Source organism: Streptacidiphilus albus JL83 (assembly GCF_000744705.1).
Taxonomy (GTDB): domain Bacteria; phylum Actinomycetota; class Actinomycetes; order Streptomycetales; family Streptomycetaceae; genus Streptacidiphilus; species Streptacidiphilus albus.
Window position 1 is genome coordinate 8,789,948 of sequence record NZ_JQML01000001.1, and the last position, 13,235, is coordinate 8,803,182.

Here is a 13,235-nt window from a genome sequence, read left to right on the forward strand (position 1 = left end):
GGGACCTGCCCGGCGTCGGGGCAAACAGCCCCTGGCGGTGCCCCGGTCACGCCTGACGGTCGCCGGTGCCGCCGCCGGTCTGCTGTTGTCGCAGGTCCGAGGCGACGGACTCGATCCTGGCCAGCTGCGCCGCGTACCGGTCGGGGTCCGCGTCCCGCAGGCGCCGCAGGACGCCGGCGGCTTCGTCCAACAGGGCCAGGGTCGGCGCCTGCTCGGGACGTTGACCGTGCAGGTTCGCGAGATCGACCAGCACTTGGGCCAGGTGGGGGAGATGGGTGTCCGGGTCCTCGGCGGCCAGCCGCCGTCGCAGGTCCGCGCAACGCGCGAGCGCAGCCACGGCGTCGTCGAACCGCTCCGGCTGCTGACCGTAGGCCAGCCCGAGGCCGTCGAGCACGTCGGCGAGCTCACTTTCGTACCCGTTCCCTGAGCCCGCCAACGTCTCAACGACCTGCAACGCCTCCTCGTACACGGGCACGGACTGCTGCGAGAGCCCCTGAACGTAGAGCAGGACCGCGAGGTGGAGCAGCGCGTCCAGGAGACTGGGCCGGTGTTCCACGGGGTTGGCCAAGGCCAGCTCCCGGTAGAGGACCACCGCTTCCCGGGTGGCCCGCTCCGCCTCGGCGGCTTCGCCGATCCGGCTGAGCCTGTGGCCCAGATTGGCGAGCGCGCGTGCGTAGTCCGGGCCGTAGCCCTTCGGCGCCTGCTCGAACTGGGTCTTGCGTATGGCCACCGCCTGCCGGGTGCGCTCGACCGCCTCCTGATGCCGGTCGTGCCGCGCGAGGGCGCCAGCCAGGTTCTCCAGCGCACCTGCAAGCTCCGCCCACCAGCCGGGGTGATTATTCTCCCACTGCTCGGACACCGCGACGGCTTCTTCGGCGATGCGGAGCCGCTCGGCGGGTGCGAGACCCCGCCGACCCGCGAGGTTCGCCAGGACCCGGCTCAGCAACCACGGAGGATCACCGGTGGCCCCGTCCCCGGGCAGGTCGCGCAGGATGTCCGCCGCTTCCTGGGTCGCCGTCAGGGCGACTGCGGGCCGACCCGTGAGCTCCAAGTGGATGCCCAGACTGTCCAGGGCGTCGGCCAGCCGAATCAGCAGCGCCGTGCGTTCCCCGTCGACCGCTCCGTCCACAAGTCCCCGGTACAGGTCCGCGGCGCGCTGCGCCGCCCGGATGCCCTCCTCGTGCAGGGAGGCGTTGAACAGCCTCATGCTGACCTCGCGCTCGATGTCGGCCTGCCTGCGGGCGGTGGCGGCCGAATCCAGCAGCGCCGGTTCGAGCGCCAGCATCACGGCGGCGATGCCGACGTCGAGTTCGCTGTCACGTGGGGGGAAGCGCGCGGCGATGGTCAGAAGTGACACCAGGTCGATCCCGGGCAGGGCGGGGAGCGCGGCCAGGACGGCGCCGCCCGCGGCAAGGGCGAGCCAGGGCCGTCTGCGCAGCAGCGGCGAGAGGTGGTCCTGGGCGACGTGCGGCCAGCGCCGCCCGGTCTCGACGAGCACCGTGCACAGGTGTCGGAGCCAGTCAGGGGCGGTCGCGGTCTCCGCTACGTCCAGCAGCCGGTCGAGCGCACCCCGGGTCCAGTGATCCGGCGCCTGGCGTCCGGGGCGCCCGGGCGTGCACAGCGCGAGGAAGTCCTCGCCGAGCCGGTCGGGGTAGAGCGGTTCAAGGAAGCCGTCCTCGTCGCCGGACGGGTACACCAGGGCGTGCGCCTTGAGCAGCACCCCGGGGGTACGGAGGGTCTCGACCCTGGCCTTGGCCAGGACCGTGCAGGCCTCGTCGTAGGGCAGCCGGCCGACCAGGGTGGCGACGTACACGACCTGAGCCATCTCGTCGGCGTTGAGGGCCGCGTGCCCTTTGCCACCCGCGTGGGCCTCCTCCCAGTGGTTCCGCTCCCGGTCGAGCAGGTACGCGGACAGCGCCGAGGGGTCGGTCGGGGGCTGCTCGTTGCGGTCCAGGGCGTGCACCGCGGCCAGGGCGGCCATGTGGACGGTGAGCATGAGGCCGTAGCGCTCGTCGCCCAGGTCCGTGGGCACCTCGGCAGCCTCGTGGCCCCGGACTCCCAGAGCGTCGGCGAAGCGCCGGCGCGCAGCCAGGTACGCTGCGTGGCGGTCGTCGGCCGCACCGCCGGCGAGGGGCGACAGCAGCTGTTCGTCGGGGATCAGACCCCTGGCGCGCAGGCTGTCACGCAGGCTGCTCCACCACCCTGCGTTCGCCCGCGCGACCATCAGCAGGCGCAGCCGCCCCCGGAAGCGGGCGGCGACGTCCTCAACGACCGTCTTCATCACGCCGACGGGCCACCGCTCGGTGTAGTCGACAACGACAAGCGCCGGCCGGCCAGGGGCCTCGACACCCGGCGAGGCGAGGCTCGTCCCGCCGGGCGTCGCTTCCCATCTGGACCAGTCCGAGGGCAGCTCGGCCGCCAGCTCCAGCACCAGTCGCGTCTTGCCCTGGCCCCCGGGGCCGTGCAGCAGGCGGGCGGCCCGGTCCGGCCCGGCGGGGTCGGTGCACCAGCGCACCAGCTCCGCCACCTCCTGCGCCCGGCCGGTGAACGGCACCTGCCGATTCCTGGCGAGCAGCAGCCCGCTCGGGCTGCCGGTCCAGCGCCCGCCGGGCGGAGCCGTCCGGCCGTCCGGCAGGGGAGTGATCCGGTACGCGGCGGTGCCTTCGTAGCGGTTGATGACGTTGGTGGCTCCGTCGCCCGTACTGGCGATGCCGTTGTTCACGTCGGCGAAGATCGAGCCGGTCGCGGCCGGGTCGGGCGGCGCCTCTGCAGGCGCCGGCCCGGAGCGCTTCCGGTATCTGCTCATCGCGGCTGGTTCTGAATGTTGACCGTGCGGCGGCCGGTGCTGGCGATCCCCGGGTTGTCCTGGGTGAGGCGGACCGCCCCGGACCCCTGGGGAGTGCCCGCGGCGGTGCTGGACTCGGGGGCGGCCTGGAGCAGGCCCGGTGGCGGCTCACCGGCGCCCTGCCAGTTGCGGGTGTCATCGCCCGTGCTGACGATACCCTTGTTCGCGCCCTCCACGATCACCTCACCGGTGCTCGGCGACTGCGGCGCACCGGAGTGGGCCTCGCCCTCGCCGTCCGTCGCGGATCGCTCCCCGGGGGGCGGCGCGGTCGCATACACCTTGGCCCACAGGCCGACGACCCCGCCGGCAACGCTGCCCGCAGTGACGCCCCAGAGCGTGCGCCAGTCAGGCGTTTTGACCAGGCGCACCGGAATGCAGCGCGTCACCAGCAAGCCGACGACCAGACAGACCACCACGGCCAGCAGTAGGCCCACCAGCCAACGCAGAACTTTGCGGCGCATGCTGCCTCCTTGCCCGCTGCTCGTGCTCAAGGCCCATTGTGACACCCGTTCGGCCCAATGAGGTGACGGGGGGTCAGAGCGACCGCCGCTACTGGGGCGTGGTCCCGCGTACGGCGTCAGTGCCAGGATGATCGACCACAGCCAGGCGCCGCTGTCCGCCCTGATCACCGAAATCTCCGGGCGCCCAGCGACAGCCGCCCCGACCGCGAGGCACACGTCCGCGCCGCACACGAGGGACCATGGCGACGACCACCTGGGACGAGATCGCGCGCAGCCGCGCCGCCCAGGGCGGCCGAGGCCCGACAGCTACGACGATCAGGGCCAGGGACCGACGACACCCTGTAGGCGGATCATCCCTCCTCTGCCGTGTTCGGGGCGGCGATGTGCATGCCATCGGCGCCGATCTGGTCGAGCCGGTCCCGGATCCACATCGCCGCAGTACAGTCCAAGACGTACCGGGCGATCAATCTCGCGGCGACCGGTCGCTACGTGAAGATCGAGGCGGATGGAAGCACCGCTTGGACCACGACCAATGAAGCCGAGGTGCGTGGACCGTAATGCTTCCGCAACACACCACCACCGGCGGTCGGGGGCGGACACGGTCGACCGGGGTGGCCCTGGCCGCGTGTGGCCTGGCGGTCCTCGGGCTCACGGCCTGCGAGCCCAGTTCCCAACTCACCATCCACAACGAACTGAAGGAGCAGGTCCGGATCAGTCACCTTGCTGTCGGAAGGCCCGGAGCAACGGCCGTCAGCGAGAACCCCGGCGTTGTACTCCCGGGGGCGAGGAACCCGTGGGCGATCAACCTCGGTATTTCCAGTGGATGCCACGATGACATCGAGTACATCGCGACGACGCCGTCCGGGAAGACCTACACCTACGGTCCGCCGGTGTGCGTGGGCGGGACCTGGACCGTCAAGGACGGCTCGGGTTCGTCCGGAGGGTAGCTGACCGCTGCTGCGACTTCGGCGGAGTCGGTGGCCGGGCCACCGCGACGTGGCTCCCGGCGGTCGAACCGGCATCAATTCGTACTGGAGGCACCGTCCTTGTTGCCGTCGCCCGGGCCGCCGCGAGCAGTGGCAGGGCTTTCCGGCGCGGGGCGTTGCTGGGCACGACACCGATGTGAGCCACTGACGACCCCGCGGCCCCCGCAGTAGCACCGGATGCCCGGCTCAGCGCGAAGCGCCCGCCCCGCAGTTACCCGCGTGAGCTGAAGGTCACCCAGCCCCGGCACGCCAAGCGCGGCTCCGCCTGGGACACCGGCCATGGTCGAACGGAACGCGGTCGCGACTGCGAAGGCCACGCCGACCTGCACGGACGGAACTCCGGCAGGGGGTCACGGCAGTCACGGGCCGGGTTCGGTGGCTCCTCCACCTTCGTGTTGGGGCCGTGCGACCTGCCCGCTGGTCGATCTCCGGCCATCGGGGTCCTGGCCGACCGAGCGGGGGCCGGGCGTGTGGCTGGCCCCTTCGCGGGACCCCGGAGGAGTGTCGGCCGCTGCGCCCAGGAGGAGGTACAGGTCGGGTCCGGCGGGCCGTACAGGCAAGCGCGCGCGGCTCTGCAGGACGACGCCGAGGACACCGGTCGCCACGAACATCACTGCGGCGAGCAGTAGACAGTAGAACCCGAAATCCGAATGGACGGGCATGTCCCTCCGCTCTTCGGAGAAGGCCCCGACCCTGACGTCGGTCCTGTAGTAGTACGGCTGGAACAGCGCCGCGTTCACCATCAGGAGGACCAGGGCGGCGACGCCGTACCACGCAGACCAACGGGCGCCTGCCCGCATGGGGTCCTCCATGGCGGAAGCCGGCAGTCGGCGCTCGGGCGATGCCGTGCGCACGGGCACGTACGCGGCGGAGCCGAAGCTGATCCACCTCGAAGCCCCCCGCCAGTCCCTGCGGGACGGAGGCGCCCACCTCCCGCGCAACGCCCCGAACCACTGCCCACCGGCGACCAGCAAGTAGAGGGGGCCGATCAGGCCGAACCACGGATCGGTCCACGCACTGTAGGTGAAGCCGCTCCCGTCCAGCGGCGACACTGCCCCCAACCACGGCGTCACCAGGCTCAGTAACGCCGCCGGCATCGCCGCTACGAACCCCCAGGCCCACCAGGGCGCCCAAGCGAGCCCCTGCTCCGCCGCCGAGCCAGGCCCGGGCTCAGACGGCCCAGGAGGGGCGGGAGCAACGTGCCCATCAGCCATGGCGCTCTCCAAAGGCTCAACCCGCCGTCACCAGTCAGGTGAGGCAAGCAAATCCATCGGCCGCCCGGGAGAGCCGCCCCCGATCGACAGCCCCGGCCGCACGCCGGTGATGCTAACGCATCCCAGTCTGCGATGGCTGATCTGCTGATGGTTGGTCATTTCAGCTGCCACGCTGCCCTGTAGGTGTCATGAACCCCCTTCCAGGCCGGCCCTGGCCGCGGGTTGGCACGCGTGCGGGGTGCCGCGGAGTGCGGGGCGCGGGATGGCCGATGCTCGTTGCGCGGGGGTGCGGATCGATGCCGGCAGCGGTCAGGATCTCCCGGACCGTGGAGGAGGCGATCGGATGCCCCAGGCGGGCGAGTTCGCTCTGGATCCGCCGGTGGCCCCACTGGGGGACGGTCACGGCATGGGAGTGGGGTCGGCCGGGCGGCGACCGGTATGAGGGCGGCTAAGGTTGTGGCGTACCCGGACGCCGTGGACGAGACGGTCCTGGAGCCGGGCGTGGCGGAACTGGTAGACCGCGCCGACCTGGCGCAGGACGCCCCGCTCGTGGGCGTCCTTCAGGAATGCGGCCGCTGCCCAGGGCAACTGTCCCGTCAGCGGGAGCCAGATGCGACCGAAGACCACCCACTGGCCCCAGCCGGTCAGGGCCAGCGCGCCCCCGACCGCGATGACGGTGCCGGCCACGATCCCGAATTCAACTCCCTGAGCAGCACCCTGGAGGAGCCCGTTGACGGTCCCCAGCGCGATTCCGCTGACGAGGCCCGTCACCAGGAACTGGGCCAGGACTGTTGTGCGATTCGCGTTCAGCAGCGCAAGGGGGCCTTCGGCGGCCTCCGTCCTTATCGGAGCTTCCAACCAGGCGAGCAGGGCCATCGTGAGGCTCAGCAGCAGCACGCACGCGAGCGTGCCGACCAGTCCGGCTACGAACCCTGCCAGCAGCGCGTTCACCAGTCCGCCGGGGAGCCTGTCCCAGAGGTCGAAGATGATCCCGTCCGAGGCCACGAGTCCGCCCAGGCCCACGAATCCGCCCGCCGCTCCGAGGACCAGCCCGTCCCTGAACCTGAGGGCGAAGGCCTTCCGTACCTGCTGCGGTTTGTGCCAGGAGGCTCCCCTGATCCGCAGCCGTACCCGTGACGGCTCGACCGCTCCGAGCCTGAGCCGCAGTGTGTGGATGAGCGCGAACGCCGCCCCCACCACTGTCGCGCGGGCGCCGATGAGCTCCAGGGCGAACGGGAACGGGACCCCCATGCCGGTCCACAGGAGCACCGTGGCCGCCATGAGACTGTCTGTCACTGCGAAGGTCAGCCCGACCACGAGCCCGACTACGAGAACGCGCTGGATTCGGCCCAGGGCGGCGCCGATCTCCCACCAGGCGAGCTCGCGGCTGTTGCCTCTCCGCCTCAGATGGTCCGCCAGGTAGCCGAGCACGTGTTGGGCGCGTTCCGGGTCCCAGCGGGACGGGTCATCGGGCCTGGCGTACACGGTCGGGACGAAGCGGTCGAGGAGGTGGTTCTCCAGGGCTCCGGCGCTGAGGAGCGGTTCCTTGAGCAGCTCCGAGGAGCGGCGGCCGGAGCCGCCGCTGTACACGGTCCGGGCGATGCCGACCATCAGCGGGGTGCTGAGTACTTCGGTGAGGCTGGTGCTCGCAGGGCTTCCGGGGCGCTGGCGCAGTTCGTCCAGGACGGGATCCCACGCGCGCTCGTTGGCGCGGGAGAGGTAGGCGGTCGCCTTGTCCAGGGGGAGGCCGAGCAGTTCGACGGCTGCTGCGCAGGACAGCGGACCCGTGCGTGCTACGGCGTCCTCATACTCTTTGCGGCGGCTGGTCAGCAGCAGGGGCAGGTCGGATGTCCTGCTGAGTTCTGCCAGTGCCTTCAGACGCAGTTCTCCAGCGATCTCGTCGAACCCATCCAGGATGGGCAGGATGCGGCGGTCCTCGACCAGCTCGGCTGCCATCGGCGCCGCCAGACCCGCGTGGTCGCGCAGCAACTGGCGGGTCATCCACTTCTTCAGCGGGACGGTCGGGTTCCAGGACCCGATACTGAAGACGACCGGGACGGCCCGGGTGTGTTCGCGAGTCCCGTCCTCCTTCTGTTTCGCCAGCAGATCCAGGGCGAACCGCTGCGTCAGCACGCTCTTGCCAGAGCCTCCGGGGCCCAGCAGCACCAGGCGGTGAGACGGGATCCTCTCGTACACCGCGCAGAGGTCCCCGCGCCCGTTGGTCAGATCGAGAGGTTCAGCTGGGTCCGTGAGCGGGACCTTGCGGATGGCTGCCCACTGGGCGGTCAGCTCCAGCGGTGCTGCCTGCCACAGCACGGGCAATCGGACAGGTGCGCTCATCTGCAGCTTGTCCTCCTCCGCTGCGAGGCGCCGACGGACCAGCTTCGCCAGTTCAGCTGCTGCCGCGTCCTGCTCGTCCGTCTGCAGTTGCGGAAGCACCGTGACGTTCACGATGTCCCCGGTGTGGACCACGCTGTTGGTGATCTCCATTGCGCTGACCGCTCGATCGCCCGAGGCCGTGACGGCGGTGTGGGCCGGCCCGTGTCCCTCGGGTTCGGGTGGGGTGGGCACGGTCACGTGCCAGCAGGGCGGGAGTCACCGGTGGTGATCGATCCGTTGGCCGTCTGGACCGCCACCGAGCGGGAGCCGGAGGCGGTGATGGTCACCGTGGCCTGCGCAGCGGCCGGGCGGGGCCAGGCCGCGATCTCGGCGGCGAGGTCCGGATCGCCCCGCAGGGCGTCGCCGACCGCGACGCGCAGCAGCGCCTGCAGATCGTCATCGGCCAGGCACCCGGCAAGCCTGTCGACGGCGCCAGCCACGGTACCGGGGCCGCTGTCGGTGCCGCGGGTCAGGCGGCGGATCAGGCGCTGGCCCAGGGAGACCGTGGCATCGGCGGCCTGCTCCTCAGCGCGGGTCAGCACGGCGGCACCGTAGGCGCCCACGGCTGCTGCCATGTACGGCGTGATCTCCTGCGCAAGCGTGACGGCATCGACCACGGTGCTCCCCCCACAACCCGGGTTCTGGGCGTGCGCCGCCTGCTGCGGTGCACCGCCCGGGCGTTCAGGGTAGCCACAGCCATTCCACGCAGTGGTGCCGTTGCTCAGATCTATGGCACTGTTCCTGCCTGATGCCGGGGAAAGCGTGTCAGCGGCCTGATCCGCCGGCTCCGCGAACCGGCCAGGTGATCATTTGTCAGACAGGCTCTAGCCCGGCTGGGAGAGCTCGCCGGCGGTGCCGTGCCGCAGAGGGCGCGTCGTCCGGTCGGGGGAGGACGGTTGCCCGCTTCCGCCCCCGGTGGCGGTGGGCCGCCCCCGCCCGACGTACAGGTAGGCGCCCAGCGCGGCGACCAGGCAGGCCGCCGCGCCCACCGCCAGTCCGATCCGGGGATCGGTCAGCGAGATGACCACCCCGATCAGTGGTCCGCCGATCGGGGTGGTCCCCTGGAAGGCCACCTGCCACAGCGCGACCACCCGGCCGCGCATCTCCGGCCGCGCGGCCAGCTGCACGGTCGAGTTGCCGATGGCGATGAACGAGACGCTCGCCCAGCCGACGAACAGCATCGCGGCGTAGGCGAGGGCCAGCGCCGGAGCGAACGCGGTGACGAGTATCCCGAGGCCGAAGCCGGTGGAGGCGACGATCATGGGCCGGATCCCGGTGCGCCCCCGGGCTGCGGTGAACAGTCCGCCGATCACCGCACCGATGCCCATGGCTGCGGTCATGAACCCGTAGGTCTCCGAGTTGCCGTGGAAGGTGTGCGAGGCGAGCACCGGCAGCGACACCTGGAACTCGTAGGCGAGCAGCCCGACCAGGCCCATCATCGCCAGCGGCACGGCGATCGAGGGGACGCCCGCCGCATAGCGCAGTCCCTCGCGCAGCTGTCCGGCCACCCTGGGCGCGGGCGGGCTCGGCCGCAGCGCGGAGCGGTCCATCAGCAGCAGGGAGGCGACCACCGCGACGAAGCTGGCGGCGTTCAGCAGGAAGCACACGCCGGTACCGACGGTCGCGATCAGGATGCCGCCGAGTCCGGGGCCGACCGCCCGGGCAGCGTTCACGGTGACCGAGTTCAGCGTGATCGCGTTGCGCAGCTCGTCCTTGCCGACCATCTCCCGCACGAAGGACTGCCGGGCGGAGTTCTCGAAAGCGTTGTTCAGCCCGAGGACCACCGCCAGCAGGCAGACCTGCCAGAACCGCACGGTGTCGAGAACCACCAGCAGGCCCAGCACCAGCGCCTGGACCCCCATCGCGACCTGGAGCCAGATCATCAGCCGACGTTTGTCGGAGCGATCCGCGATCACTCCGCCGTAGGGCCCCAGGAGCAGCACCGGCAGGGTCTGCAGGGCGACGGCCAGGCCCAGGTCAGTACTCGAATGGGTGAGCTGCAGCACCAGCCAGGACTGCGCCGTCATCTGCATCCAGGTGCCGATGAGCGAGACGGACTGGCCGGTGAAGTAGAGACGATAGTTCGGGATCCTGAGCGAGGAGAACGTCACCCGCCAGAACCCGCCGGACTGCTGAGCCACTGCCACCCTTCCCTGGCGACGGGGCGCCCGCTGCCGCGGTCAGCCTACCCACGTCGGTCCCGCCACCGTCGCCGCCCCCACCACCATCACCACCGTGTCGGGGAACCCCGGCGGCGTCTCCCAGTAGGGGTCACCGAGCGCCGTGGCGCGGTGGAGTGCGCCGCTCCGCCCTCCGGCAGAGGCGAGTGCGAGCAGCCCGGCCGCGCCGGCGAAGGCGGTACTCAGCCGCCGCCGACCAGCTCGGAGAGCCCCCTGCGGTCGGCACGGTCCAGCTTGTCCAGCAGGCTGGCCACGTGCTTCTCCACTGTCCGTGGGGAGATGAACAGCAGCTTGGCGATCTCCGGGTTGCCCCGGCGTTCGCCGAGCAGCATGAGTACTTCGAACTCACGGGCGGTGACGCCGCGGCTGGAGAACTGCGCGGGCACGGCGCTGTTGCCGGTCCGGCGCTGCATCACCCGGGCACCCGTCTTGCGCAGCAGCGTGCGGCAGGCCCCGGCGATGCCGGCCACATCGGCGCTGTGGAAGTGCTGCTCGGCGGCGCGCAGCCAGTCGACCGGCTCACCCCACCCGTCGGCGAGCGCCGCCTCGGCGACCAGCCGCAGGGCGAGATGGCGGGCCATCGGGTAGGGGGCCGCCGCGGCCTGGGCCTCGGCCATCTTCACCGCCGCCAGCGGATCACCTTCCCGGCCCAGCAGCACCGCCTCCGCCGCCAGCACGAACTGCAGGTTCCAACGCAGGTGGGAGGCCTCGGCGGCGCGGGTCTCGGCGAGCTCCGCCCGACCTGCGCGGTCGGCCAGCACCTCCAGCAGCAGGCCCAGTCCGTAGCGGCCCGACTGGTAGTAGATCGTCGGGTGCGTGCGCTCCCACTCGCGGATGCGCGCCATCTCCGCCTCCGCGCCCGGCCGGTCCTCGCCCAACAGTGCGCAGATGGCGCGGTGGCCGAAGACGACCGGAGCGTGGAAGGACTGCTCCCCACCGAGCCGGCGGAACTCGGCCAGCATCCGGCGCATCCCCTCCTGGCGCCCCTGGTGCGCCTGGACCGCGATCTTGATGACCAGGGAGAACTGCGCCTCGCTCTCCTGGTGCATCCGGGTCGTCGATTCCAGCAGCTGTTCGGCCAGGCTCTCGGCCTGACCGAACTCGCAGAAGAGCACCTGTTGCATCGCCACGGTGGCGTCCGCCTGCGCTCCGGCGGTGATCGCGCCCAGGCTGAGGGCTGCTTCACGGGCGAGCATGATCTGCTCGGTGTCCCCGGTGCGCATCAGTTCGTTGGTCGCCAGCCGGATCTGCGCCCGCAGCCGCCAGATCGGCAGCCCGTACGCGTCCGCGGTCGCGAACATGCTGCGCAGATGGACGTCCGCGTCCTCGAAGCTGCGCCGCCGGGCGAGCAGGGCGAGCACCTGACGGCCCTGGCAGGCGGTGGCCGGCAGGGGGATCTCCTCGGCGATCCGTACCGCCCGCAGCGCCAGTGCCTCGGCCCGGGCCGCACGGTCGTCGCCCTGGTTGTCGGCCAGCGTGAACAGGTGCGCCTCGACCACGTCCAGCGGTGCGAATTGGGCCGGTGACGGCGATTCGGCCAGCAGCCTGCGGGCGATGGCCACCTGCTCTGCGGCCTTCTCCCAGTGGCCGCCGACCACGCAGACCCAGGCCAGCCGGGTCAGCAGTTCGGCCCGCTGGGCCGGTGCGAGCAGCGTGGAGCCGTAGAGGTCGACGCCCCGGCGCAGTGCCTGATCGACGTCGCCGGCCTCCGTCAGGGCGTAGAGCAGCGACTCCAGCGCCTCGGCGCGCTGGACCGCGTGGGACTGGGCCGGGATCAGCTCGATCGCCCGGTTCAGCAGGCGTTCGGCCGAGGCCGCCGCGCCGTCGGCCAGGGCCCTGCGTCCGGCCACCGCGAAGAGCAGTCCTGCGGCGGGCTCGTCGCCGGCCGTGAGCCGCAGCGTGGCGGCCAACTGGCACAGTTCGCCGGGCATGTCGGGGTAGAGCGACTCCACGGCTGCCGCCGCGGCGGCAGCCAGGGACCGGCGCTTGGCGGGCATGACCTGGATGGCGAAGGCTTCGGCGGTCCACGCGTTGCGGAAGGTGCACCAGTCGGGCGAGCTGCGCGACGGCTCCAGCAGCTGTGCCTCGGAGCCGACCTGGACGAGGGTGTAGAGCTCGTCGTCGGACAGGCCGCACATCTGCTGGAGTACGTCCAGCGGGAACCGTCGCCCGATGACGGAGGCGGCTTCGAGGGCGTGGTGCCACTGGGGTCCCAGCCGCCGGGCGCGGTCGATCACGCTGGCGGCCACCGTGGACGGGACGTTGCGCGGCACGCCGTCGACGACCTGCCATCCGGCGCCGGAGCGGACCAGCGCTCCGGCGTCGATGCCGCCGCGCAGCAGCTCCTCCACGACGAAGGGGTTGCCGTCGGCGCCCTGGGTGAGCCATCGCAGCAGGCTCTCCGGCAGCTCGTCGGCGGCGACGCCGAGCGACGCGGCAGCGAGCTCGCAGACCTGATCGTCGGTGAGTGGACGGAGCTCCATCAGCTGTGCCGCACGGTCGCGCGCGCTGGACTGGGCCAGGCTCAGTGCGGGCGAGGGTGTGGACCGGATGGTGGCCAGCAGCAGGACCGGCTGCCCGGACAGGTTGTCCACCAGGTACTCGAGGATGCCCATGGTCTCGGCGTCGCAGTCCTGCAGGTCGCTCAGGCAGATCAGGGCTCCGCGGCCCCGGCCGACGACGCTCAGCAGTCGCAGGATCGATTCTGCAAGCACGATCGGGGAGTCGTCCTCCCGGTGTCCCGCGCCCTCGCTCCACTCGGGGATCAGCCGGCCCAGGGCGGCCCGGTACGGAGCCAGCGCAGGGTCGTCCGGCACTCCACCGGCGCGCATCAGCGAGAACAGCGCCTCGGTGAGCGGACGGAAGGGAACCGTCGCGCCGGCCTCGGTAGCCCTGCCCCGGAGCACGGCCATCCCGCTGCGGGTTGCGTCGGCGATGCACTCGTGGACGAGCCGGGACTTACCGAGGCCGGCTTCGGAGACCACGAAGACAGTTCCGCCGTGTCCGGTTCGGGCACCGGACAGAGCGTTGTGAAGAGCACTCAGTTCTGCTGCACGACCGACCACACTCGGTGACGAAACCTGCACGCTGGCACATTACCCCCAAACCCCTGATCGCACCCCTGTTCGGCCGAACTTGTGCGAGTCAGGGGGCCGGCGGCGGCTCGGGGG

General features: G+C 71.6%; 8 protein-coding genes. 1 reads left to right on the plus strand and 7 read right to left on the minus strand.

What is annotated here, in order from left to right; genetic code table 11:
* Nucleotides 1-46: 46 nt before the first annotated feature.
* The 3 genes from BS75_RS38235 to BS75_RS48825 all read right to left on the minus strand — a co-directional run bounded on the left by BS75_RS38235 (nucleotide 47) and on the right by BS75_RS48825 (nucleotide 5,104).
* Entirely contained in the window at nucleotides 47-2,806 is a 2,760-nt protein-coding gene (locus BS75_RS38235) for a tetratricopeptide repeat protein (RefSeq protein ID WP_052070230.1), read from the minus strand.
* Entirely contained in the window at nucleotides 2,803-3,306 is a 504-nt protein-coding gene (locus tag BS75_RS38240) for a hypothetical protein (RefSeq protein WP_152646062.1), read from the minus strand. Before BS75_RS38240 ends, BS75_RS38235 begins: the two co-directional genes overlap by 4 nt.
* A 1,345-nt stretch (nucleotides 3,307-4,651) precedes the next feature.
* Nucleotides 4,652-5,104 carry a hypothetical protein gene (locus BS75_RS48825; protein ID WP_152646061.1) on the minus strand — a complete coding sequence of 151 codons (453 nt, stop codon included), beginning with the start codon at nucleotides 5,102-5,104 and terminating at the stop codon, nucleotides 4,652-4,654.
* On the opposite strand from BS75_RS48825, the gene BS75_RS48830 reads away from it, so the two are divergent.
* The gene (locus BS75_RS48830) at nucleotides 5,103-5,270 is read left to right on the plus strand and encodes a hypothetical protein (protein ID WP_156164330.1); all 168 of its coding nucleotides are present in this window, start codon (nucleotides 5,103-5,105) and stop codon (nucleotides 5,268-5,270) included. The two genes, BS75_RS48825 and BS75_RS48830, sit on opposite strands and share 2 nt — an antisense overlap.
* Before the next feature lie 635 nt (nucleotides 5,271-5,905).
* Here BS75_RS48830 and BS75_RS38255 read toward each other — a convergent pair.
* The 4 genes from BS75_RS38255 to BS75_RS38270 all read right to left on the minus strand — a co-directional run bounded on the left by BS75_RS38255 (nucleotide 5,906) and on the right by BS75_RS38270 (nucleotide 13,151).
* Nucleotides 5,906-7,996 (minus strand): NACHT domain-containing protein, encoded by a 2,091-nt coding sequence (locus BS75_RS38255; RefSeq protein WP_052070232.1) that lies wholly within the window; start codon nucleotides 7,994-7,996, stop codon nucleotides 5,906-5,908.
* Between the two features lie 83 nt (nucleotides 7,997-8,079).
* Nucleotides 8,080-8,502 carry a hypothetical protein gene (locus BS75_RS38260; RefSeq protein ID WP_034091513.1) on the minus strand — a complete coding sequence of 141 codons (423 nt, stop codon included), beginning with the start codon at nucleotides 8,500-8,502 and terminating at the stop codon, nucleotides 8,080-8,082.
* 207 nt (nucleotides 8,503-8,709) lie between these two features.
* On the minus strand, nucleotides 8,710-10,026 hold the full coding sequence (locus BS75_RS38265; protein ID WP_081983029.1) for an MFS transporter: 1,317 nt from the start codon (nucleotides 10,024-10,026) through the stop codon (nucleotides 8,710-8,712).
* Nucleotides 10,027-10,247: 221 nt separating this feature from the next.
* Complete coding sequence (locus BS75_RS38270) at nucleotides 10,248-13,151, minus strand: helix-turn-helix transcriptional regulator (protein WP_034091514.1); 2,904 nt, start codon at nucleotides 13,149-13,151, stop codon at nucleotides 10,248-10,250.
* Between the last annotated feature and the right edge of the window lie 84 nt (nucleotides 13,152-13,235).

Coding starts and splice junctions, on each gene's coding strand:
- BS75_RS38235 (WP_052070230.1), bottom strand. CDS start 2,806: ATGAGCAGATACCGGAAGCGCTCCGGGCCGGCGCCTGCAGAGGCGCCG.
- BS75_RS38240 (WP_152646062.1), bottom strand. CDS start 3,306: ATGCGCCGCAAAGTTCTGCGTTGGCTGGTGGGCCTACTGCTGGCCGTG.
- BS75_RS48830 (WP_156164330.1), top strand. CDS start 5,103: ATGGCGGAAGCCGGCAGTCGGCGCTCGGGCGATGCCGTGCGCACGGGC.
- BS75_RS48825 (WP_152646061.1), bottom strand. CDS start 5,104: ATGGAGGACCCCATGCGGGCAGGCGCCCGTTGGTCTGCGTGGTACGGC.
- BS75_RS38255 (WP_052070232.1), bottom strand. CDS start 7,996: ATGGAGATCACCAACAGCGTGGTCCACACCGGGGACATCGTGAACGTC.